Raw genomic sequence first — 23,668 nt, forward strand, 5'->3', positions numbered from 1 at the left:
AGTATATGGCTGGGTTGTGGGGAACTCGTCGCATGATCGGTGTGCGGTCGGCGGCATTGGCGACGGTGGCGGCGATGGCCGTGGGTCTGGGCGGTGCGGGTGTCGCATCGGCCGATCCGACCGGTGGCGCGGCAGGCAGGCAGTGGACCGCCTCGCACGACAGCAAGCAGAAGAAGTACGCGGGCGTGAGTATCCAGACCGACGTGCCGATCAGGATGAGCGACGGCACCGTCTTGCGCGCGGACATCTACCGACCGGCGGATGCGCGGAAACGTCCCATCGCTACCAAGACCCCGACGATCGTCAACCTGACGCCGTACACCAAGCTACTCACTTCGCTGGGCACCGCGGTCACCGAACACCCGGTCCTCAAGCCGTTCATGGAGCAGGTGGTGTCCAAGATTCATCTGACCGGACCACTGCGCGGCGCCGACGACCTGATCGGCACTATGCGCGACGGCGGCGCCAAGACGATGATGGCCGACTACGACCTCATCCGCAGTGGCTACACCCAGGTGGTCGTCGACGTCCGCGGCACCGGCTTCTCGCAGGGCAAGTGGCAGACCTTCAAGAGCCGGGAGCAGAAGGACACCGTCGAGGTCATCAACTGGGCTGCCAGGCAGAAGTGGTCCGACGGCAAGATCGGCATGTCCGGCGTGTCGTACTCGGGCATCAACCAGATCTACGCCGCCAAGATGGCGCCCAAGGCGCTCAAGGCGATCTTCCCGGTCGAGCCGGGTGGCGACCTGATCCGTGACGTGGTCGCGCCGGGCGGCGCACTTGGTGTCGGGTTCCTGCCGTTGTGGCTGACCCTGGTCAACGCCACCAAGCTGATCCCCAACGTCGCATCGATGATGACAGGCAACTTCGACTGGAAGTGGCTGGCGGACAGGATGAGTGAGCCGGGTACCTTCTACCCGCAGCTCTTTGCGGCGCTGTCGACACCGAACATCGCCTCGATCCCGCCGAACCTGAAGAGTCTGCTGGAGACCAATTCGGACGAACGTTCCTCGTGGCTGTCGGGCGCCGACAAGATCACCGTGCCCACCATGATCTACGGCGGCTGGTTCGATCTGTTCACCAACACCGAGGTCAGGGCGTTCAATCAGATTCCGCTGCCGCCGAGCCAGAAGAAGCTGATCATGGGCGACGGCTATCACCTGACCATCGGCGCCCGCCAGTCCGGTAAGAACGGCACCCCGCCCCGGCTGGACGTGCTGCAGAAGGCCTGGTTCGACAAGTGGCTCAAGGGAATCGACAACGGTATCGACAGGTATTCGCCCGTCACCCTCAAGCAGGTCGGCGACAAGTGGATCAGTGCCGATCAGTTCCCGCGCGCGGGCATGCAGCGTCAGCGCCTGTACCTGAGCGACAAGCGTTCGGGCACAGCGCCGTACGCGGTACGCGACGGTTCGCTGAAGGTGGCAAGGACCACTTCGCGTGGGCGACTGACGGTTTCGCCGGGCCTGGCCACCATCTGCTCGCGGGACAGCGCACAGCAGACCATCGGCGTGGTGGCGATCCTGCCGGTATGTTCGGACGACGCCCGGTTCTCCGAACGCGACGCATTGACGTTCACCAGCGCCCCGGTGCCCACCACCCGCAGCGTGTCCGGCTACACCAACGTGCGCCTGAACACCGTCCACGACGCCACCGACGGCTACTGGGTGGCAACCCTGAACGATGTCGCACCGAATGGCACGTCGAAGGTCATCTCCACCGGTCAGCTGGTGACGTCGCTGCGCGCCTACGATGCGGCCAAGTCCGAGTTCGCCGCCAACGGCGACGTGATCGACCCGTATCTCAAGCTGACGCTGAGTTCACGACAGCCGGTAACCCCCGGTAAGCCGGTGGCCATCGACATCGGCCTGCTGCCCACCGAGGCCCTGATCAAGGCCGGTCACCGGCTGCGGGTCGACGTGTTCGCGATGAACATGCCGCGTGGTCTGCCGCTGCGTCCGCTACTCAACGCCTCGCAGCTCAAGCCGCAGCACATCCAGCTCGACCCGACGCGGCCGAGTTTCGTGAACCTGCCGATCTCCGCCACTTTGCGATAGCTCGGTGACAGTTGATCGATCGACGCGGGCTGGGCATCGGCGCGACTAGTCTGAGCGGGTGAGCTTCCGTGACGACCTCGCGCTGACCCTGCGCGCCCGCTTCCCGATCCTCTACGTCGAGTCGTTCGAGGAGCACCGGGTGCTGGCCGAGATCGCCACGGTATCCGGGGCTGGCGGCAAGGTCCGCACGGCGCGGGCGGTGCATACCTGGTCGACCACTGCGGGCGTCGTAGACCAGGCCGGCAAGCAGGCGTCGGGTACCGGCGACCCGCGGGCCGCGCTGGAGTGGTTCCGCCGCAATCAGGAGCCGTCGGTGCTGGTGATGCGGGATCTGCACGCCTTCCTCGGTGACGACCGGCGGCCCGCCGACCCGGCGCTGGTGCGCACCCTGCGCGACCTGGCGAGCGAACTGCAGGCCGGAGCGGTGGCGCGGACCCTGATCCTGGTGTCGCCGATCCTGCGGATCCCGCCGGAACTCGACAAGGACATCACGCTCCTCGACTTTCCGCTGCCCACCGAAACCGAGATCAGGGCTGTCCTGGACGGGATGATCGCGGCCAACGCGGGTGGCCGGATCGCGATCGCCGCCGACGACGTGGGCCGCGAACGGCTCGCCAAGGCCGCGCTCGGGCTCACCCTCAACGAGGCCACCAACGCCTTCGCGCGGGCGATGGTGAACGACGGCCGGCTCGGCGCCGACGACGTGCATTCGGTGATGGAGGAGAAACGGCAGACCGTTCGCAAGGCGGGGCTGCTCGAGTTCGAGTCCGTCGACATCGACCTCGATGACGTGGGCGGGTTGCAGAACCTGAAACGGTGGCTGCGCAAACGCGACGGGTCGTGGCTGGCCGAGGCCGCCGAATACGGGGTGTCCGCACCCAAGGGTGTGCTGATGACGGGTGTGCCCGGCTGCGGAAAGTCGTTGACCGCCAAGGCGATCGCCGCCGCGTGGGAGTTGCCGCTGGTGCGGATGGATATCGGCAAGGTGTTCTCCGGGCTCGTCGGGTCGTCGGAACAGAACATGCGCACCGCCATCCGCACTGCAGAGGCCACCGCGCCGTGCGTGCTGTGGATCGACGAGATCGAAAAAGGCTTCTCCGGCATGGGAAGTGGCGATTCGGGGACGTCGACGCGGGTATTCGGGTCGTTCCTGACCTGGATGCAGGAGAAGACGGCACCGGTGTTCGTGATCGCGACCGCCAACAAGGTGGACGCGCTGCCGCCGGAGTTCCTGCGCAAGGGGCGCTTCGATGAAATCTTCTTCGTCGACCTGCCCACCGCCGCCGAACGCCGCGACATCTGGGAACTGCACCTGCACAAGCGGTTACGTGACAACAAGGCCGCCGGCCTGGGCATCACCCCGCAACTGCTGGAAGCACTCGCCGACCTCACCGAGGGTTACACCGGCGCAGAGATCGAACAGGCCGTCATCGCGGGACTGTTCGACGCGTTCAGCGACCGCCGGCCGATGACCGGGGTGGATCTGCGGCGCGCGATCGCGACGATGGTGCCGTTGTCGGTGACGCAGGCCGAGCAGATCGCCGCGATCCGCGGCTGGGCCGCCGACCGGGCGGTGGCTGCGACATCGGCCGAGGACCGCACCGGTTACACGACCGCCGGCCCGGACGCCGGCACGGCACCTGCGGAGAAGGACGGTTCCGGACCCCAACTTCGTTTGGTACCAACAGATCCCACGACACGTGGGGGAAGGACAGTGGATTTCTAGTGAGTATCTCAATTGTGCTGATTCCCGCGGCCGTGGCGGCCGCCACCTGGGTCGCCGGCCGTGGTCAACGTCGGGAGATGGACGGACGCACCGTCATCGGCGTGTCCACCCGGATGCGCGACGTCGATCTGCTGACCGGCGCTCTCACCGACACCGGCGCCGTGGTCACCTCACAAACCGACGACGCACTCGTCGCCCAATGGAGCAACGTGTCCGCCCGCTTTCACCGAGACCCGGCCGTCGCAGGCGGGGCCTGGCAGGTCGACTTTCTCGGCGAGGGCACGACCGAAGAGTCGGTGGCCGAAGTGGTCACCGCCATCGACACCGCGTACGGACTCCGGGTGCAACAGGCGGTATTGACCCGCCTGCGGGAGCGGGCACCGCTGGCGGGAATGAGCATCGCCTCGGAATCGGTCGACGACAACGACACGGTCACCGTGGTTCTCGATCTGGCGGCCGGCGCATGAGCACCCACAAGCAGATCGTGCTCACGGTGGCCGCCGACGGTTCGGTGCGCGCCGAAACCCGCGGTATCGTCGGGCCGTCCTGTCTCGATCAGATCGCGCTCCTGGAGGATCTGCTCGACGCACACACCGAAACCAGCGAATTCACGCAGGACTACTACCGGGCCACAGCTGTTGAGCACGACACCGTGGAGGATCCGGATGAGCTTTACCACTGATCCTGCGGTCGCCTCCCGGCTCGCCGACCGCAACTGGCGTATCATCCACAGCCTGTGGATCGCCACGCCGATCGTGTGTTGCGGGATCTTTTCGTGCGCCGGATTCATCTACGCCGCGGGCAGGGTCCGCAACCGCAAGTGGAACATCATCGCGGCCGTGTCGACGGTGGTAACGATCGCGGTGTGCGTGTGCCTCTTCGCGTTCGAGAATGCTGAGGACGAGGTCCCCGACTGGGCGGGTGGGGTGATGATCGCCTCGTGCATCGCACACCTGCTGGCGGGGCTGGCGCTACGCAACGAGTACCTGGTGCGCCTCGCGCAGCGGCAGGCGCAGGGGCCCTGGTACGGCTACGGCACCCACGGCGTCGGCACCCACGGCGTCGGCACGCAGGGAATGGGCCCCCAGGGTTTGGTGCCGCAACCTGCTCCCGGCCCGGGACAGTTCGCTCAGCCGGCGTATCCGCCGCCGCAGACTCCGGTGCAGAACCTGATCGGCACACCCGACTACTTCACCCCTGGCCCTCCGGTCGCACCGCGACCCACACCCGCCTCGGTCGTCGATATCAACACCGTCACCGCCCCCGAACTGGCCGCAGCCACCGGACTGGACACAGTGCAGTCCGACGCCGTGATCGCCGCCCGCGCCCGGACCGGTGGTTTCCGCGATTTCGACGACCTGGCCGCATCGACGGGCCTCCCCCCGCATCACCTGGCGCGCCTGCGGTCGGTGACTTTCGGGCCCACACAACCGGATTCGGGCTACCGGCCCCCACCACCACCTGGGGGCCGGATCCTTGATATCTGATTGGGCGATACGCGTGGGCGCGGTCGTCGACGACACGGTCGCCGAGGGCCCGGGCCGACGGTTCGCCGTCTGGGTGCAGGGCTGCTCCATCCGCTGCCCGGGCTGCTTCAATCCGCATCTGTGGGGTCCCCATGGCGGCACCGACATCGACGCCGGCGAACTCGCGGCCCGCGCGCTGGCGGTACCGGGTATCGACGGGGTCACCCTGCTGGGCGGCGAACCCTTCGAACAGGCCCGCCCGCTGGCCCGGTTCGCCTCCCTCGTCGCCGCCCAAGGGCTTTCGGTGATGACGTTCAGCGGCTTCACCTACCGTGAGTTGACCGCGGCAGGCGCCCCCGACGGGGCCGCTGAACTGCTGTGTGCCACTGACCTTCTGGTGTCAGGGCCGTATCTGGCCGACCGCCCGGACATCGGGCGGCCGTGGGTGGGTTCGACCAATCAGGAGTTTCACTTCCTCACCGATCGCTTGCGGCACGTGGAGGCAGAGCTGACCGCTCTGCCCGACCGCATCGAGGTCCGGGTGGCCGCCTCCGGCGAGGTCACGGTCAACGGCTGGGCGGCCACCGACCAACTCGACGCCCTCCTGGCCGACGACTTCCGGAGGTCTTAGTCCGGGACCACGACCGCCCGCCCCCGCAGATCATTCGCCGCGAGCCGCCGGTACGCCTCCAAACCGTCGTCGAGACTGAACCTTTCGACCTCCACGTCGAGAACGCCGTCGCGGGCCAGATCGAGTACCTCGATCAGCTCACCACGCGTGCCCCAGTATGGGGACCGCACCGACACCTCGTACGGCTGGGAGAAGAAGCCGACCTTGGCGGCGGCCACGCCGTCACCGAGTCCGACGATCACCACATCGCCGAGCACCCCGACCACGCCCATCGCGATGTCGATGGTCGGCTGATATCCGACGAAATCGAATACCGCTGTGGCACCCTGCTTTCCGGTGATCTTGCGGACCTCGGCAACCGTGTCGGCATTGCTCAGGACAGTCTCGTGCGCCCCCACCTCCCGGGCGAACGCCAGCTTCTCCTCGGTGACGTCGACGGCGATGATCCGCGACGGGGTCAGAGCCCGCAGCAACTGGATACCGACATGTCCGAGACCACCCGCACCGATGACGACGGCGGTGGTACCGCCGACCAGCTTGGCCAGCGACGGTTTGATCGCGTGGTAGGGCGTGAGTCCGGCGTCGGTGAGCGCCACCGACGTGACCGGATCAAGGTCACCGAGCGGCACCAGGTGGCGTGCGTTGTCGATGAGAAGATAGTCGGCCATCGCGCCGTCGGTGCCGAGTCCCGGTGGAGTGATGGACATTTCGGCCGCATTGAGGCAGTAGTTCTCCTGCCCCTGGGCGCACCGGTAGCAGGCGCCGCAGCCCCACGGCCCGTACACCGCGACCGCGGTTCCCTCGGACAGCCGCACGCCGGACCCGACCTCGGCAACGATTCCGACACCTTCGTGGCCGAGCGTCATCGGCAGCGGGTAACTGAACGCACCGGCCGGCGCGTTCAGCACGAAGTCATCGGAGTGGCAGGCACCGGCGGCGGTGATCTTGAGCAGCACCTGCCCGGGTCCGGGCGATGGTTTGTCCACCTCGCGAAGCTCGGGTGGTTGTCCGGGGGCGATGAACTGGATGGCCTTCATGGCGTGGGGTGCCTCTCAAATATGACGTCAACCTCACCTTTTGGTTCTACTCGCGCCGATGCGCCGATGCGGCTGCTTGGGACCAACTCGGGCATATCGGGGACGTAAGTCCCGTGCCGCGGCCGCGCGCCCGGATCAGGTCAGGATCACCAGTTGCCGCGTCGCCCGCGTCATCGCCACGTACCGGTCGACTGCGCCGGCCACCCCGTCGCCGAACGAGCCGGGCGCCACCAACACCACCAGATCGAACTCCAGCCCCTTGGCGGTGCCCGCAGTCAGTGAACGCACCCGCGGTCGGCGCAGCGTCACGGATTCGCCGATCACGCAGGCGGTCCCGTCGGTGTGTTCACGCAGCCACCCGTCGACCACCGATTCGAGGTCGTCGACCCCGGCACGGGTGACGGGGATCGCGCTCGACCTGATCGACCGGGGGACGTTGGCGTCGGGTATCGCCGCGAGGATCGCCGGAGCGGCCTCGGCCATGATCTCGGCCGGGGTCCGGTAGTTGACGGACAGGCCGGCGATACGGATGCCGTGCAAGCCGACCCGTTCGAGACGCTGCGTCCACGTCTCGGTGAATCCGTCGCGGGCCTGGGCGCGGTCGCCGACGACGGTGAAACTCCTTGACGGGCACCGGCTGATCAGCATCTGCCATTGTGCGTCGGTGAGTTCCTGTGCCTCATCGACGATGAAATGCGCGAACGGCCCGGCGAGTTCGTCGGGATCGGTTGTGGGCGAGACGGTGTCGTCGTCGAGTGCGTCGCGCAGGTCGGCCGAGCGCAGCATGGAGGCGACCCGCATCTCGCTGTCGTCGGCGGCGATCACGTCATTGATGACGTCGTCCATGCGGGAACGTTCGGACCGGAGCGCGGCGGCATGCCGGTGCCGGCGCCGGGTGGCTTCGGGGTCGCCGATGCGCCGACGGGCCGCGTCGAGCAGCGGCAGATCCGACGTCGTCCACGCCGAAGGGTTATCCCGTTGCAGCGCAAGTACTTCAGTACGATCAAGCCATGGTGCGCACATCGACAGGAATGCCGACACCGTCCACAGATCACCGATGATGTCGGCGGGGTCGAGCAGTGGCCACGCCCGATTGAACGCCCCGGTCAGAACCCTGTTGCGGCGCAACGACGATCGGACCTCGCCGAGTTCGGACTCTTCGATATCGGGCAGGGCATCGGCCGCGATCTCCAGCAGCTTCTCCCACACCGCGTCGCGGGCATCATTATGCGGCACAACAGGATCAGCCTCGCCGAATGCTTCGGCCCAGTCGTTGGGCGAGAGGATCAACTCACCCCAATCGGTGCCGACGGTCAGCGAGGAACGTGGGGGGTCCTCGTAGAACCGCACCGCCGGCTCGATGGCGCCGACCATCTCCACCGACGACTTCAGCTGCGCGACAACGGGATCAGATTCGACAATCGCCCCGGCCGTTTCGGGAACCAGATCCGCGACGGTGCACGTCAACACCCCCTGCTCGCCGAGCCCGGGCAGAACGTCGGCCACATACGACAGGTACGGCCGGTGCGGACCCACCACCAGCACCCCACCCCGATGTCCGCTCAGGCGCGGATCGGCATACAGCAGATACGCCGCACGGTGCAGTGCGACAACGGTTTTCCCGGTTCCCGGCCCACCGTCGACGACGAGGGTGCCCGAAGACCCGGCCCGGATGATCGCGTCCTGGTCGGCGGCGATGGTGCCGAGAACATCTCGCATCCGCTCACCGCGGCTGCCGCTGAGGCCCGCCAGGAATGCCGAATCGTCGTCGAGAATCAGACCCGGCGGAGTGTCGGCGGTGAGGGACTCGTCCCAGAAGTCGACGATCGACCCCTGTGACCAGCGGTAACGCCGCCGGCTGGTCAGGCCGCGAGGCTCGGCGAGGGTGGCGGCGAAGAACGGTTCGGCCGCCGGGGTCCGCCAGTCCACCAGCAGTTGCTCACCGGTCGGGCCGCATACCCCCAGGCGTCCGATGTAGGTCACGGTGCCGTCACCGGCCACCATCCGGCCCAGACACAGGTCGAGCCCGTACCGCCGGATGGTCGCCAGCCGGGCGTGGGTGCGGTGGATCTCCATATCCCGTTCCATCGCATGATGCCCCGCCCCGCCCGGCGCTTTCCGGAGCGCGTCCAGACGGTTCTCCAGAGTGGCCACGGTATGCGCGAACGCATCTGCAATGGCGGCGAAATGTGCGACATCGCCGGCAATGGACTGTGAATCACCCTTGTAGGCAACATTTTCGGATAGAAGGAACGGACTCTGCATGTGGCGTGTACTCCTCGTGGGCGGCGGGAGAAACGATTGTGCACCACCACGGGGGCCTTGCGGCAAGCCCCCATCCGCGATATACCGTTAAAGGGGAAAGAAATCCGCCGTTCGAGGTGGTCGCCTCATACGTGTCTCTCACCGGACCCTTCGTGAGCGAGGGTCACGAAGGGTCCGGTGACGCCAGGCTCCCGACGGTTTCCAGGATCAGATGCATCGCGGCCGTCACTGTCAGCGCACGAACGATCGCCCGGTCTCCCGGAAACCGGATCGTCAGCGTCCGCGTCGGCGCACCATCGACAGAAACGCCGAAACAAACAGTGCCGACGGGCTTTTCGGCCGATCCCCCGCCCGGCCCGGCGATCCCGGTGGTGGAGACCGCGATATCGGTGCCCAGCACCCGTCGGGCCCCGTCTGCCATCGCCTCGGCCACCTGCTCGCTGACGGCACCATGTTCGGCGATCATCGCGGCCGGCACCCCGAGCACGTTCGTCTTCACTTCGTTGGAGTACGACACCACCCCGCCGGCCACATACTCCGACGACCCGGCGCGGTCGGTGAGCCGGGCGGCGATCTTCCCACCGGTGCACGATTCGGCGGTCCCGATCATCCGCCCGGTCAACGCCGCGGCCACCAGGTCGTCGACGGTGGACCCGTCGGTGGAAAAGATCTGCCCGTCATGACGTTCGGTCATCAGATCGAGAAGCTCGGCATAGGGCGATCGGCCATCATCGGCGAACCGGGTGACCATGTCGATCTCCCCGGCCCGAATGCAGGTGGTGATCTCCAGTGCCGAAAACCCGGCCACATCGCGCTCGGCCAGCCGCAAAGTCTCGGCCAGTTCTGCCTCCGACAGCCGGTACGCGCGAATCGTCTCCGACGAGAACACCGGCAGCGACGCGGTCACGGAGGCGAACGCATCGGTTGTGACCGCAGCCGGCCACATCGCCTGCAGTTCGCGAGGTGGGCCGGGCAGCACGATGATCGCGGGCAAGCCATCGGTACGAGCGATGGCGATCCCCGGCGCGGTGCCGGTGGGCGGAATGTACCGGGCATCCTCGGGCACATACGCCTGCTTGCGAACGCCTGCCGCGGCGGCTTCGGGCAGCGGACCGTCGATACCGCGCCAGCGCAGCAGAATGTCGGTGATGTGCGATTCGAGGTCGGGGTCATGCCGCAACTCGCGCCCGCAGAACGCGGCGACGGTCGGGACGGTCAGGTCGTCGGCGGTCGGTCCGAGTCCGCCGGTGGTGACGATCAGGTCGACACCCTCGTCGACGAGGAACCGCAGTTGTGCGGTGAGGTCGTCGGGCCGGTCGCCGCAGACGGTGATGTGCGCGACGTCGACACCGAGCCCCAGCAGTTGTTCGGACACCCACGGCCCGTTGCGGTCGGCGATCCGGCCGGTCAGCACTTCGGTTCCGGTGACGACGATCCCTGCGCGTGTACTCACCCATCCGACCCTATCGGGTGGGTGAGTACACGCCGATCAGATCAGGCGTTGAGCCAGTTCAGAACCGCGTGGAAGGCCCGTGGGTTGGCCATGTTGATGCCGATGGCCCCGCCGATCACGGCACCGACTCCGGCGACCCAGAGGCAACCGATGATGGTGGCGCAGCCCAGGACGAGGCCGATGATCGCACCGATCGCGGCGGTAAGGCTGCCGCCGTTGTTCCAGCCGATCATCAGCTCACGCATCATGCGCTGGTATGCCTGAGCTTTCGACGCGTACGGCTTGGCGTCGGTGAAGATCGCGGCCCGTGTCTGCGGCGTGATGACCGGGACCAGTGTGGCGCTGGTGCGGTCGGCGCTCATCTGTACTCGCACGGGGACGTCGACGCCGCTGATCGGGAAGATCAGCGGAACCTGCTCGATGATCTTGCCGCTGCGGTTGGCGACCTTGAGGGTGTCGCCGCCGCTGTAGGGGAGGAATGTCGCATTCGTCAGCGATGTGGTGAGTTTGCCGGGCATAGCGGTGGTGACGGCGGTCGGGTTGGCGCCCGACACGGGAGCCGCGTCGGCGGTGCCGGCCGCGACGGCGAGGACGGTGGCTGTTGCGGTGACGCCGAGCGCCAGGCCGATGCGTCGAAGAAGTTTCATGGGATAACCGATGCCTTTCGGTAGTGAAGTTTCGTGCTGCTCACTCTGCCAAATCCTCCGTGCCATGTCTGGATTACGAACGTACATGTTGTTTCCGTTGCCGGATTGATGCCTACCGAACCTGTGTAATGCGCCCGGGGGATTGTTGTTACCCGGGTGGGGTATCTAAGGTGAGTCTTGCCTTACTTGCGATCGGATGGGTGGGAGGACGTCATGTCGAGGGGTTTCAACGGGGCGCTGATGCGTGCTTTCGGTGCCCGCGACCATATCGCTAAAGTCACTGGCGCGCAGGATATTACGCCACACTGCAAGCGGATCTGGTTCGTGTCGCAGACGCTGTTCACCGAGGCGGAGGCGTTCCCGACGGCGTTCGTGCGTGGTTGGTTCCCGGACGGGGAGGGCAAGGAGTTCCAGCGCGGCTACACCTTCGTCGACGCCGTGCCCGAAACGGGCGAATTCTCCATCGACTTCGTATTGCATGAGCCCGCCGGACCGGCGTCGAAGTGGGCGGCGACGGTCGAACCGGGCGCCGAGATCTCCGTGATGTGGATGAGCGCGATGCCGTTCGAGGTTCCCGCCGTCGGCCGCCCGGAGGGATATCTGCTCATCGGTGACTCGGCGTCGCTGCCGGCGATCCGGACCGTCGTCGACGTGATTCCCGACGACCTGCCGATCGAGCTGTATCTGGAGGAACACGACCCGCTCGACCACGAGTTGCCGCTCCCCGAACATCCGCGACTGCGCACGCACTGGGTGCCGCGCGTGGATGCGATATCGGTGGCGGCGGCGCTGGAGAATCGCGACTGGTCCAACTGGTATCTGTGGGTGTGTCCGGAATCGGGCACGCTCAAGGAGGTGCGCAAACGCGCCAAGGAGTTCGGATTCCCCAAATCGGAGACACACGCGCAGGCGTACTGGGCGCACGGCAAGGCGATGGGTAAGGAACGCGATCCCGAAGCCGAGGCGGCCGCGCAGGCGAAGGCCGTCGAGCCGGAACCGGTCGCCGAACCCGTTGCCGCGTCCACTCAGGAACCGTCGGCCGTCCAGGGCGAATGGAACGCCGCGGGCGCCGGCCGATTGATCGCGCCGCTCAAGAAGACACTCATCCTCGCCGGTATCGCGCAGGTGATCCTGGTACTCCTTCAGCTGGCGCCGTTCCTGCTGCTGGTCGAGCTCTCTCGGCGGATTCTGCGGGATGCGCCGTCGTCGGAATTGTGGAATATCGGTTTCTGGGCGCTCGGCCTGCTGGGTGCGGGATTGCTGCTCGAATTCTTGCTGCAATTGTGGCTGCATCTGGTCGACGCCCGCTTCTCCCGCGATCTGCGACACCGCCTGCTCGGCAAGATGGCGCGAATACCCCTGGGCTGGTTCACTTCCCGAAACTCGGGCACTATCAAGTCGCAGATCCAGGACAATACCCTGGCCCTGCACTATCTGGTGACGCACGTGGTGGTGGACGCCGTCGCTGCCGTCATCACCCCGATCGCGGTGCTGATCTACCTGTTCACCGTCGACTGGGGAATAGCGCTATGCATGTTCATTCCGGTCCTCACCTATGTGGTGGTGATGTGGCGGATGATGGCGCAGTCGGGACCGAAGATCCCGCAGGCGCAGAAGTGGGCCGAACACATGAACGGCGAGGCCGCCGCCTATCTGGAGGCGCAGCCGGTGATCCGCGTCTTCGGTGGTCCGATGGCGTCGAGTTTCCAGCGAAATCTGGACGAGTACATCGTGTTTCTCGACAACTGGCAGCGCCCGTTCATCAAGGCGAAGACCCTGATGGACCTGGTCACCCGGCCCACCACGTTCCTGTGGTTGATCTGTTTCACCGGAACGCTCTTCGTCATCTGGGGGTGGGCCGAGCCGGTCGACCTGCTGCCGTTCCTGTTCCTGGGCACCACATTCGGAGCACGTCTGCTCGGGATCGGTTACGGCCTTTCGGGATTGCGCACCGGTACGGTCGCCGCCCGTGACATCCAGGCCACCCTCGAAGAACCCGAACTCACGGACCTTCCGGTCGCTCCGGTGTCTGATGCCGGTGGCGATGTGGAGTTCCGGAACGTCGGCTTCGGATACCGCAAGGACACCCCGGTGCTGCACGACATCTCGCTGCGCCTGACACCGGGAACGGTGACCGCGCTGGTGGGACCGTCGGGGTCGGGCAAGTCGACGCTGGCGGCACTGTTGGCCCGCTTTTACGACGTCAGCACGGGCGCTATCACTATCGCCGGTCGCGACATCCGGTCGATGGACGGCGACGAGCTGTACCGGAAACTCGGTTTCGTCCTGCAGAACACCCAACTCGTGGCAGGTACGGTCGCCGAGAACATCGCCCTCGCCGTACCGGATGCCTCCCGCGACCGTATCGAGGCCGCGGCACGTGCGGCCAACATCGGTGACCGGATCGAACGGATGCCCGACGGCTACGACACGTACCTCGGTCCCGACGCCGCGCTGTCGGGGGGTGAACGGCAACGTCTCACGATCGCCCGCGCTCTGCTGGCGGACGCACCGATCCTGGTGCTCGACGAGGCGACTGCCTTCGCCGACCCCGAATCGGAATACCTTGTGCAGCAATCATTGAGCAGGCTGGCCAGGGACCGGACGGTCCTGGTGATCGCGCACCGGCTACACACGATCGTCGACGCCGACCAGATCGTGGTCCTCGACGACGGCCGGATCGCCGAAACCGGTACCCACGCCCAACTGATCGAGGCAGGCGGCCGATATCGGGCTCTTTGGGATTGCCTGGAAGCCCCGCCCGAGACCACCGACGCATCCGACCTGACCCTGGGGGCACAACGATGATCCACACAGTGCTGGCTCTGATTCCGCCCGTCTACACCGGTTTCCTGCGCCGTTTCGCGGTCCTGACGGTGCTATCGGTAATCGTCCGCGCGGTGAGCGTGGTGTTCCTGGTGCCGCTGCTGTCGGGGCTGTTCGACGGCGACCACGACAAGGCGCTGGTATGGCTCGGCGCGCTGACGGCGTCGACGATCGTCGGCTGGATCATCGACCGGATGACCTCGCGGGCCGGTTTCGACGTCGGCTTCGGCATCGTCGACAACGCGCAGCGTGATGTGGCCGAACGGCTGTCGCGGGTACGGCTGACCTGGTTCAACACAGCCAATACCGCCGACGCCCGGCAAGCGATCGCCGCCACTGGTCCCGATCTGGCCGGTCTGGTGGTGTATCTGATCGTGCCGGTGGCCGGTGCGGTGCTGTTGCCGGCGGCGATCGGGATCGCCCTGTTCGGGGTGGCGTGGCAGTTGGCACTGGTCGCGCTCGCCGGGGTGCCGTTGCTACTGGGTGCGCAGTGGCTGTCCACCGTGATCACCAAGAAGGCCGACACCGTGGCCGACGAGGCGAACGCCGAGCTCAACGCACGGGTCATCGAATTCGCCCGCACTCAGGAGGCGTTGCGGGTATCGCGGCGCGCCGAACCCGAACGCAGCCTCGTCGGCGATGCTCTGGACCGCCAGCACGGCGCGATGACCAAGCTGCTGCTGTTCCAGATCCCGGGCCAGGTGATCTTCAGTGTCGCAAGCCAGGTGGCGTTGTTCGCGCTCGCCGGTACTGCCGCCTGGCTGACAGTGCGCGGCGATCTGTCCCCGGCCGAGTCGGTGGCGCTGATCGTGGTGGCGGTACGTTACCTCGAACCGTTCACGATTCTCGCCGAACTCGGCGCGGGTCTGGAGACCACCCGCCTGACGCTGAACCGGATCGGTTCGGTTCTCAACGCGGAAACCGATGGACCACAAGAGGGTTCGGCAGCCAAGGCCGATCTCCGGACGGCCCCTCGGATCGTGTTCGAGAATGTCACCTTCGGCTACGGCGACGATCGGCCGATCCTGGCGAATCTGAATCTGACCATCGAATCCGGTTCGGCCACAGCCATTATCGGTGCCTCAGGGTCGGGCAAGTCGACGATCCTCGGGCTGATCGCGGGCCTGCACGAGCCGCAGTCCGGCCGCATCCTGTTTGACGGTGTCGACGTGACCACCCTTGAACTGCCGGCGCGACGGGCGTTGTCGAGTGTGGTGTTCCAGGAGCCGTATCTGATCCAGGGCACCATCGAGGAGAACGTCCTCGCCGGCGACCCGTCGGCCGGTCCTGAACGTGTCGCGGCCGCAACACGTCTCGCTCGCGTCGATGAGATCATCGGCCGCCTGCCCGACGGCCTGGGTTCGGAGGTCGGCGAGGGCGGCTCGGTGCTCTCGGGAGGCGAACGCCAGCGCATCAGCATCGCCCGCGCCCTGCTCAAGCCGGCGCCGGTGCTGCTGATCGACGAGGCCACCAGTGCCCTCGACAACGAGAACGAACGCGCCGTCGTGGATGCGCTGTCTGCCGATGACGTGGCGCGCACCCGCATCATCGTCGCCCACCGGCAGGCCGGTATCCGGCACGCCGATCAGGTGATCGTGATCGACGACGGACAGATCGCCGAACAGGGCACCCCCGGCGAACTCCTCACCGCGGGTGGACTGTTCGCGCAGTTCTGGGAACGTCAGGGCGCGAGCGCCGGCTGGAAACTCACCGACTGAACGAGCGCGAGACTACGACGGCATCGCCGGGGCGACAGAAGACCAATTCCAGGCGGCTGACGTACTCACCGGTGGCCTGCCGGATCAGGTCGGCGTAGATGGACAGTTGCGCCCAATATGCTTCCAGCGTCTCCTGTTTCACGCCCACATCGGTCTTGTAGTCGACGATGACGAGGGCCCCGTCGTCGTCGCGGTAGACCAGGTCGGCCACGCCTTCGATGACGGTCGTCCCGTCGGGACCGATCCCGGCGAGCTGCATCTCCTGCCAATGAGGGCGCATTCCCGCGCGCTGTACAGGATCGGCTGCGATCGCCGAACAGGCAAGGTCCACAAAGAAATCCACGTCGGCCAGGCCATATTCGCCTGCGATGCGGCGGGCGGTCTCCCGGAAAGCGTCGTCGGCGCCGTCGGCGAGCGATACCGTTTCAAGAACCGTGTGCAGGGCGATGCCGAGCAACGGTCCGCTTTGCTTGCTACCCGTTCCACCGGCGATCGGGGTGGGACGACCGGAGGCGATGAGACCACCCGCGGTGTAGGAATCGAGCAGCATTGCTGCGGAATCGGTTTCGCGATGGGCAAGGTGCGTCGCAGAATACGACGACCGGCGGGCCGACATATCGGCCACCCGTTCGGTTTCGGCCAGCCAGTCGTCCCAGCTCTGCGGTTCGGCTCCGGTGGGGGCGTCTTCGTCCCGGCGGCGGGCGTCGACGAGTTCGGGCATGACGGCGTCGGTGTCGTCGAGTCCGTCGGCGAGGATAGCGCCCCAGCAACTCCGGGAGCCCATATATCCGGACACGGCAAGGTGACTCTCGGCGCGTGTGCAGGCCACATACAGCAACCGGACCTTCTCGGCCGCGGTGTGCGCATCCTCCGCTGCGTCCGCGGCGTCGTATCCGGCGGTGCGCACAGCTTTGCTCGCGTACGCCTGCAGGGCGTCGGACGAATCCCACAGCACCGGTTCGGAATCGGTGCGGAAGCCGCCACTCATCCCGGCCACGATCACCATCGGGAACTGTAGACCTTTGGCGGCGTGAATAGTCATGATGCGCACCGCGTTCACCCCGATCTCGGGGAGCACGGTCTCGGCGACGCGGGCGTTCTCGTCGGATTGGGTGGCCGCCCAGTCGAGGTAGTCGCGCAGACTGCCCCGGTCCTCGGCATACCAGGCGTGGGCCTGGTCGATGACGAACCGCAGCCGCCGCCACACGTCGCGATGCCGCGGCGAGTCCATCGACACCTCGAACACGCGCCGGTCGGTGGCCAGCCGCGACAACAGCGCACCCGGGTTCAGGCCACCGATCTCCCGTGACAGTCCTTTGAGGTATGTGAATGCCTGTGCCACAGGTGAATCGGCGAGTCCGTCAGGTGGGTCGAGGTGGATGATCCACCGTCCCCCGGCGCGTCGCCACCGCAGCAGGTCGTCGTCGCCGCAGCAGAACAGCGGAGTACGCAGGGCTGCGACGATGGCCGCCGAATCGGCGGTGTTGGCCAGCGCTCGGCAGGTCACCAGCAGGTCGTGCACCTCCTGTGTCGAATAGACCAGACTCGATGCCTCGGAACGGAATTCGACTCCCGCCGCGTCAAGGCTCTTCTCCAGGAACGGCAGCACCGCACGCGACGGGATGAGAATGCAGATATCGCTCCACTTCAATGGCACATGATCGTAGTCGCGTGGGCCCCGACGCTTCTCATGGCACCAGCCCTCCTCGGTGGCGGTGGCGATGATGCGGGCCACATCGCGGGCCTCGCGCGTGCGCGGCAGATCGGCCTTGCTCAGCCCGATCTCGTCGGGGGTGGGGTCACTGTTGTCGGAGAACACGAAAGGTGCCGGACCCCAATAGGTCGCGCGCTGCGGCCGGTCGGGGCGCGGGGCCAGTTCGACGTACCCGGCCTGCACGTGTCCCTGCGCCTGCACGAGCCTGCCGAATACCCGGTTCACCCAGTCGATGACGGCGCGGGTGGACCGGAAGTTGGTGGTCAGCTGAACCACATCACCTACCGGAACCTGTTCGCGCGCACCCATATACGCTGCGATATCGGCGCGCCGGAACCGGTAGATCGACTGCTTGGGATCACCCACGGTGAACAGCCTGCCGGTGGTATCTGCGGCGCCCGCGCCGGTAGTGTCTGTGGCGCCGGCGCCGGCTACGATCCGCTGCGCCAGTTTGAGCTGGAGCGGGTCGGTGTCCTGGAACTCGTCCAGCAGGATCCGCTGGTACCGCTCATGGGTGGCCGCGGCGACGGACGACTCCCTCAGGACCTCCGCTGCGTGGACGAGCAGGTCGTGAAACTCCAACTGCCCGGTGCGGCGCCGTTCGTCGGCCTCCTCGCGGATCAGCCCCGACATGTAGTCGACGACGATCCGCAATGCCCCGTCGAGAAGACCGTTCAGAACACCGGGGATCAGCTTGTCCCGCAGGTCCTTGATGCGGGCCTTGATCTCCTTGACCTGCGCGGTGCCGCCCACCCAGTTGGCGCCCTTGCCGCCGTTGCCGGGTCCGGGGCAATAGGCGACGATCGGTATCCACCCGGTGGCGTCCGTCGCCTCGCGCAATGGGATCAGCAATTCTTGCAGCAGGTGCACCTGACGGGCCAGGTTGTCGGTTTCGTCGCGGCAGTCGGTGAGGCAACCGCAGATGGATTCGGCCTCCCGCACGATGATTCCGATATCGGCGTCCTCGATATCCGGCAGCTGGCCGCTCGGGTCGAGCCGGTCCCAATTGCGGTCGAGACCGTCTGCGAGAGTGCGTATCTGGTTGACGGACACACCGGTGGCGATGAGGATGTGCATGGCCTCGGCCACGACGTCGGGCGCCTCGTCGGTGAAGAGCAGTTGCTGCATCCGTTGCCAGCGACGCTGGAACGACAGTTGCGAACCCATGGCGTCGACGACCTGGATGCGTGGTGGAACCCTAGCTTCGAGTGGATTTTCGCCGATGATGCGGGCGGCGAAGCCGTGCAGGGTACCAATGGCTGCGGTATCGAGTTGTCGCAGAGCCCTTTCCGACTCGGGCGAGGCGTGTCCGGCGAGTTCGACACGGACCCGCTCACGCAGTTCGGCTGCCGCCTTCTCGGTGAACGTGATCGCGGCGATCCGATCGAGCTCGATGCCGTCGGTGAGTACGAGATGACAGATCCGTTGCACCAGCGAGTGGGTTTTTCCGCTGCCGGCACCGGCTTCTACGAACAGGATGGCGGTGGTGTCCTCGGTGATGCGGGTGCGGGCATCGGCGTCGGCGAGGTCTTCTTCGATGGTGGTTGCGGGTGCGGTCATGATTGCGCGGCTCCGTATTTCGCGACGTAGTCGGTGATCTCGGGAACCTGTTCCAGGTTGGCCCAGGCGCGTTGCAGGCCGGCTTTGCCGACGAGGTCGAGAATGGGATCGGCCCACCAGGTGTCGGGGGTGCGGGGTGGAAAGTAGCCGGCGCGGATCATGTCGTGCACCAACTGCAGGTCGCCGGTGAGGATGTCTTCGACATCGCGGGTGAGCGCGTAGCCGATCTCATCGAATCCGCCTTTGCCGGTGATGAACCAGTAGCGGGCACTCACAGTGTCGCCGAAAGTCTTTGCGAGCAGGCCGTATACGGGTAGCTGGAAATGAGTCCCGTCATGGGTGGGACTGTCGGGGCTGATGTCCCTGTACGGCTTGCGCTGTCCCGATTTGTAGTCGGTGACGCGGACCCGGCCATCGCGGTGCTTGTCGATGCGGTCGACCGAACCCCGGAAGGCGATGGTGGTGTCGCCGAGATCGTGAGTGATGGCGGGGTTTACGTGTGGCTCGGAGTACGGCCGGCCCTTGGGTGGAAGCCCGAAGGAATGCTCGGCGTGGGTCGGGGTCCAGCCGTCGGAGTGGTCCTCGGTGTCGAGCCTGTGCCATTCGCGCAGGTCGTACATGATGGTGCCGCGTGCCCGGGCCCACAGGTGCCCGAGCCACCCGGGATTGTCTCGTTCGGCGCTGCCGAGTACATCGTCGGCGATGTCGGTGAGCCTGGAAAGTGATTGTGCTGCACCGTCAATAGTGCCGATAACATACCGTTCGAGGATGGTGTGGATGAGATTTCCGCGGGTGAGCGCGTCGATTTCGGTGGCCTCGTCGGGGTCGGGAAGTTCCTTCGCGCCGAGCACACTGGTGAGGAAGAAGCGGTACGGGCTCTTCACCCAGTCCTCAAGTCTGGTGGGCGACACCGGATTATCGAAGACGGTGAGCAGATCGCGGACGTCGTGCACGTTGCCGTTGAATCGGGTGAACCTGCCTCGCAGCCGGTCGCTGCGCATCCGCATTCCGGAGCAGACGATCGGATCGGTGAGAACCGTCTGCCGCTGTTCGGCGGGTACCGCGGCGAGCGCACGCAGCCGCCATTCGGTTTCCGACGCCGCTGACGCTCCGATCCTAGGATTCGCGTTTTGAGCTGCCACATCAAAGGATTCGACGACGACGATCCGGTCGGCACCCTGGGTTTGCTTCTGCCAGCCGACGACGTCGACAGCGGTGCCGGCGAGTGCGCCGAGCGCGGGCAGCAACCAGCGGCTCGGTACCCGTTCGGCACCTCCACGCAGGCTGCCGCGGGGGAAGGTGACCACTCGTTCGGTTCGGGCTGTCGCGAGTGCAGCCCGGTAGTTGCGATGTTGAGCGTCCATAGCGTCGCCGGGGGTGTGTCCGGTGAGTTCGGCAGGCAGCAACGGGTCTTCGCGTCGCGGCACCGGCAGCAATCCCTCCGCCGCGCCCAGGATGACGACGACGTCGAGGTCCCGGCCGGCGGCGTCGGCGAGTGCGCCGACGGTGACGCCGGTACCGGACTTCCCGTGTTTGCCGCCATGTGAATCGATGCGGACGCCCACGGCGTCGCGGATGCGTTCGATGGTCGGTGGTGGCGCGAACTCGTCCATGAAAGCAAGGGCGGCAGAGTCCTGGCGCAGCGTCACGATGTCGGTCGCCACGTGCTCGGATGACCCGTGAAATCTACTGTCCAGCAGCATGATCAATTGCTCGGACGCCTGGTGCCAGGTGTTGGCTTCACCGAGTGCGACGAGGTCGGCTTTCAGCGACATGATGTGGTCGTACAGGGCCGCGGTCTCATCGGGAAACGTGTCGCCGACGTAGGAGTCGTCGGGGAGTGGTTCGGGGAGCCGGTGCCAGTCGTCGCCGCCGACGATCTTGCGGTGTTCGCGCGTGATGAGTTCGAGTTTGCGTTGACTGACCGGTCTTTCGGCTCCCGGAACCTGCGGGCGACGCAGCACGCCTTCGGCGAAGAAGTCGAGAATATCACGCCGCGGCATGATCGCTGGATCGATGCTCAGCAACCCGAGCAGGGCTCGCACGGCGGGCCGATCGGCGAGCGTGTGGTGCAGCGGCGCGTTGAACGTGATCCGGCCGGCGGTCAGATGTTCGTGCAGCAAGCCGAGATACGGGTCGGGGGTGGGGTAGTAGACGCCGATGCGGTGCCCGGGTGTTCCGGCCGCGAGATGTTTGCGGATCAGCCGCACCACCGCCCGCACCTCGTCGTCGGCGTCGGAGGTATGGATGATCTGCGTCGGCAGGACGTCGCCATCGGTTTCGATGACGGTGCCCCCGGCGCTGAGGGTGTCGAGCAGCCCGTCGAGCGCCGGATTGTCGCGGGTCGGTGCGAACACCACCACGTTGGTCAGCGACGACGCCGCGGCTTCCGCTGCCGCATACGCCTCATGCTTGAGGAAGTACCTGCCGGTGAGCTCGTCGTCCAGCGCTTCGCGGTGAATGCGCAACAGGTCGTCGACGAGTGGTGTCGGGTTCTCGATCCGCGGCTCGGCCAGTTCGGTGAGCTGCCACGACGCCTGCGCCAGTGCCTGCGCCGTGATCGGCGCCTCCGCCACCTCCTTGAATACGCCGGGCCGTTCGTCGAGCACCCGCGCGACTGCCGCCTCGAGCAGCGGATACGGCAACGCCTGCCGAGGTGAGAGGACCGGCGCCGCCAACTGCTCCACAATCTGCCCCGCCGTCACGATGCTCGTGTTGGCTACGGCCCCCGCACGTGCCAACGCGTGCAACACATCCCGCCCCGCCGCATGATTGGGCACCACAACCGTCGCCGAAGCCAGCGGATGTCCACCCTTGGCTTCCGCAACCGCACCCACCACCCTGTCGAAGATCATGGCGCCCATCATGCCCGAGGGGTCCGACATTCCGGCCGCAACGAGCTCTCGTTACGCCAGTGGCCGCATGTGTTCGACGACCTGTTCCCACGTCTCGAATCCGGGTTGCCCGAAATGGATGTGGACGCCTTGGAATTCGCTGACACCGTTCTTGGTGCGGTCGTCGATGATGTAGTCGCCGGCGTTGAGGTGCTTGCGGTGCGACAGGATCAGCCGCTTATAGGCAGGCGTGCCCTCGTCGGCGCCGATGTGTTGGTGTACCCACAGCAGTTTGTCGGTCCATGCCGACGGGTTGTCCCAGGGCGCCGTCGACAGGATGTAGGCGTCAAACAGTTCGCTGAGCTCGTTGAAGGCCTCGATGGCGCCGGGGAGTGGGTCCATGAGTGCGAAGATGCCGGGGGCGTCGTCGTAGTGGCCGTCGTAGGTGGCGAGGTCGGCGGCGGACAGCCTGTCGATGCCGGACTGGAAGTTGACGAGGGTGTTGTCGAGGTCGACGTACAGGATCTTCTTCACAAGCGCAGTATGCCTGCGCGGTACGACAATTGGCGGTCGATCGGCGGTGCCCACGGGGACTGTCGTCCGATCGGACGATTCCTCCCCACTTCCTCAATATCTGATGAAAAACATGCGTCTCGAATATATAGTCGAGTCATGGCTTGGGGTGAAGCATACAACGACTACGACGACAGCGACTCGGGCGCCAACGGCACGTTGCCGCACCGCCGCGTGCCGATGGCCCGCCGGCTGGCCGGAGACAACGATCTGTCGGCCACCGAACTGGTGGAGGTGCTGGCCCATTGCGCCTCGAACATCGCTGTCGCGCAGTACCGGATGATGCGCGCGGCCAGCATGATTCATGACGAACGCGCCGAAGACTATGCCTACGAACGCAGTCTGATCGACTCGGGTGAACGCACCCCGGGGCAGATGTTGGATTCGGTTTCCGCGGGCAAAGACCCGCATGCTGATTTCGGTCCGGACGGCCTCGAACAAGCGATCGCCGAAGTTGGCGCCGTGCTGACCATCACCCCTGCCCGTGCCAAAGCCCTGGTCATCGCCGGCGACGCCGCCCGCTACCGTCTGATATTCACCTCCTACACCCTGGCCGAAGGCCGCATCGATCTCGACAGGTTCCTGTCGGCGGTCGCACGCACCGACCTGTGCTCACCGGAGGCGATCGAGGACATCGACGCACATCTGGCGATAGCAATTCAAGAGAATCCGCCGATGTCCACCCGCCGCTTCAACACCCTGGTCGATTCGTTGATCGCCCGGTGGGATCCGGAAGCCGATCGTAGACAAACCGAACGCATCAAGGCCGGCCGCAAGGTGACCATCACCCCGGACCGTTTTGCCCGAGGCAATTCCCGACTTGGCGCGTCGTTGCCTGCGATCGACGGCGCCGCCGTCGACGCGAAGTTGAATACGATGGCAGGGTCGGTGCATTCAGCCGACCCCCGCACCAAACAACAACGCCGCGCCGACGCCCTGGTGGCCTTGGCCAAGGGCCGGACCGTCCTGCCGTGCCTGTGCGAGGCGTGCATCGCGATGCCCGTCAAAGACGACGTTCACGAGCCCACCGACACTGCTCCCGCCGCCGACCGCTCGCGACGGCACTCGATCGACGGATGCGGTGTCGACGGATGCGGTTCGGGTGCACGCCCGGTGTTTCACATCGTGGTCAACCTGTCGACCCTGCTCGGCCTGGACAAC

At 66.2% G+C, this 23,668-nt stretch carries 16 protein-coding genes; 9 read left to right on the plus strand and 7 right to left on the minus strand.

The genetic code is table 11. From position 1 onward, the window contains the following. Nucleotides 1-74 precede the first annotated feature (74 nt). From KDB67_RS13060 to KDB67_RS13085, 6 genes are read left to right on the plus strand one after another with little or no spacing between them, the layout of a single operon-like run. On the plus strand, nucleotides 75-2,057 hold the full coding sequence (locus KDB67_RS13060) for a CocE/NonD family hydrolase (RefSeq protein ID WP_291016306.1): 1,983 nt from the start codon (nucleotides 75-77) through the stop codon (nucleotides 2,055-2,057). 58 nt (nucleotides 2,058-2,115) lie between these two features. Beyond that, the gene (locus KDB67_RS13065; RefSeq protein ID WP_291016268.1) at nucleotides 2,116-3,783 is read left to right on the plus strand and encodes an AAA family ATPase; all 1,668 of its coding nucleotides are present in this window, start codon (nucleotides 2,116-2,118) and stop codon (nucleotides 3,781-3,783) included. After that, on the plus strand, nucleotides 3,783-4,250 hold the full coding sequence (locus tag KDB67_RS13070) for a hypothetical protein (protein ID WP_291016270.1): 468 nt from the start codon (nucleotides 3,783-3,785) through the stop codon (nucleotides 4,248-4,250). The genes KDB67_RS13065 and KDB67_RS13070 overlap by 1 nt, the downstream gene beginning before the upstream one ends. After that, nucleotides 4,247-4,465 (plus strand): DUF2997 domain-containing protein, encoded by a 219-nt coding sequence (locus tag KDB67_RS13075; protein WP_291016271.1) that lies wholly within the window; start codon nucleotides 4,247-4,249, stop codon nucleotides 4,463-4,465. The genes KDB67_RS13070 and KDB67_RS13075 overlap by 4 nt, the downstream gene beginning before the upstream one ends. Continuing rightward, nucleotides 4,449-5,270 (plus strand): helix-hairpin-helix domain-containing protein, encoded by an 822-nt coding sequence (locus KDB67_RS13080; RefSeq protein ID WP_291016274.1) that lies wholly within the window; start codon nucleotides 4,449-4,451, stop codon nucleotides 5,268-5,270. Before KDB67_RS13075 ends, KDB67_RS13080 begins: the two co-directional genes overlap by 17 nt. Nucleotides 5,271-5,283: 13 nt before the next feature. Beyond that, nucleotides 5,284-5,880, plus strand: coding sequence for a 4Fe-4S single cluster domain-containing protein (locus KDB67_RS13085; protein ID WP_291016277.1), 597 nt, complete (start codon nucleotides 5,284-5,286; stop codon nucleotides 5,878-5,880). Here KDB67_RS13085 and KDB67_RS13090 read toward each other — a convergent pair. The 4 genes from KDB67_RS13090 to KDB67_RS13105 all read right to left on the minus strand — a co-directional run bounded on the left by KDB67_RS13090 (nucleotide 5,877) and on the right by KDB67_RS13105 (nucleotide 11,282). Then, nucleotides 5,877-6,917, minus strand: a complete 1,041-nt coding sequence (locus tag KDB67_RS13090) for an NAD(P)-dependent alcohol dehydrogenase (protein WP_291016280.1) — start codon at nucleotides 6,915-6,917, stop codon at nucleotides 5,877-5,879. The two genes, KDB67_RS13085 and KDB67_RS13090, sit on opposite strands and share 4 nt — an antisense overlap. 135 nt (nucleotides 6,918-7,052) lie before the next feature. Next, nucleotides 7,053-9,182 carry an RNA polymerase recycling motor ATPase HelR gene (gene helR, locus KDB67_RS13095; RefSeq protein ID WP_291016283.1) on the minus strand — a complete coding sequence of 710 codons (2,130 nt, stop codon included), beginning with the start codon at nucleotides 9,180-9,182 and terminating at the stop codon, nucleotides 7,053-7,055. A gap of 163 nt (nucleotides 9,183-9,345) precedes the next feature. Next, complete coding sequence (locus tag KDB67_RS13100) at nucleotides 9,346-10,635, minus strand: competence/damage-inducible protein A (RefSeq protein ID WP_291016285.1); 1,290 nt, start codon at nucleotides 10,633-10,635, stop codon at nucleotides 9,346-9,348. 41 nt (nucleotides 10,636-10,676) lie between these two features. Beyond that, entirely contained in the window at nucleotides 10,677-11,282 is a 606-nt protein-coding gene (locus tag KDB67_RS13105; RefSeq protein ID WP_291016287.1) for a hypothetical protein, read from the minus strand. A 213-nt stretch (nucleotides 11,283-11,495) separates the two neighbouring features. On the opposite strand from KDB67_RS13105, the gene KDB67_RS13110 reads away from it, so the two are divergent. Further along, nucleotides 11,496-14,090 (plus strand): ATP-binding cassette domain-containing protein, encoded by a 2,595-nt coding sequence (locus KDB67_RS13110; RefSeq protein ID WP_291016290.1) that lies wholly within the window; start codon nucleotides 11,496-11,498, stop codon nucleotides 14,088-14,090. Beyond that, nucleotides 14,087-15,826, plus strand: a complete 1,740-nt coding sequence (locus KDB67_RS13115; protein ID WP_291016292.1) for an ABC transporter ATP-binding protein — start codon at nucleotides 14,087-14,089, stop codon at nucleotides 15,824-15,826. The genes KDB67_RS13110 and KDB67_RS13115 overlap by 4 nt, the downstream gene beginning before the upstream one ends. Here the strand turns inward: KDB67_RS13115 and KDB67_RS13120 are convergent. The 3 genes from KDB67_RS13120 to KDB67_RS13130 are packed head-to-tail and all read right to left on the minus strand — an operon-like array spanning nucleotide 15,816 to nucleotide 22,468. Further along, nucleotides 15,816-19,100, minus strand: a complete 3,285-nt coding sequence (locus tag KDB67_RS13120) for an exodeoxyribonuclease V subunit beta (protein WP_291016295.1) — start codon at nucleotides 19,098-19,100, stop codon at nucleotides 15,816-15,818. The genes KDB67_RS13115 and KDB67_RS13120 overlap by 11 nt on opposite strands. After that, on the minus strand, nucleotides 19,097-21,955 hold the full coding sequence (locus KDB67_RS13125) for a PD-(D/E)XK nuclease family protein (protein ID WP_291016298.1): 2,859 nt from the start codon (nucleotides 21,953-21,955) through the stop codon (nucleotides 19,097-19,099). Before KDB67_RS13125 ends, KDB67_RS13120 begins: the two co-directional genes overlap by 4 nt. A gap of 51 nt (nucleotides 21,956-22,006) precedes the next feature. Beyond that, entirely contained in the window at nucleotides 22,007-22,468 is a 462-nt protein-coding gene (locus KDB67_RS13130; protein WP_291016300.1) for a hypothetical protein, read from the minus strand. A 138-nt stretch (nucleotides 22,469-22,606) separates the two neighbouring features. Here KDB67_RS13130 and KDB67_RS13135 point away from each other — a divergent pair. After that, nucleotides 22,607-23,668: DUF222 domain-containing protein (locus KDB67_RS13135; RefSeq protein WP_291016303.1), on the plus strand; the 1,062-nt coding region annotated here is incomplete at its 3' end.

It is taken from the genome of Gordonia sp. (in: high G+C Gram-positive bacteria) (genome assembly GCF_020438995.1).
GTDB lineage: Bacteria > Actinomycetota > Actinomycetes > Mycobacteriales > Mycobacteriaceae > Gordonia.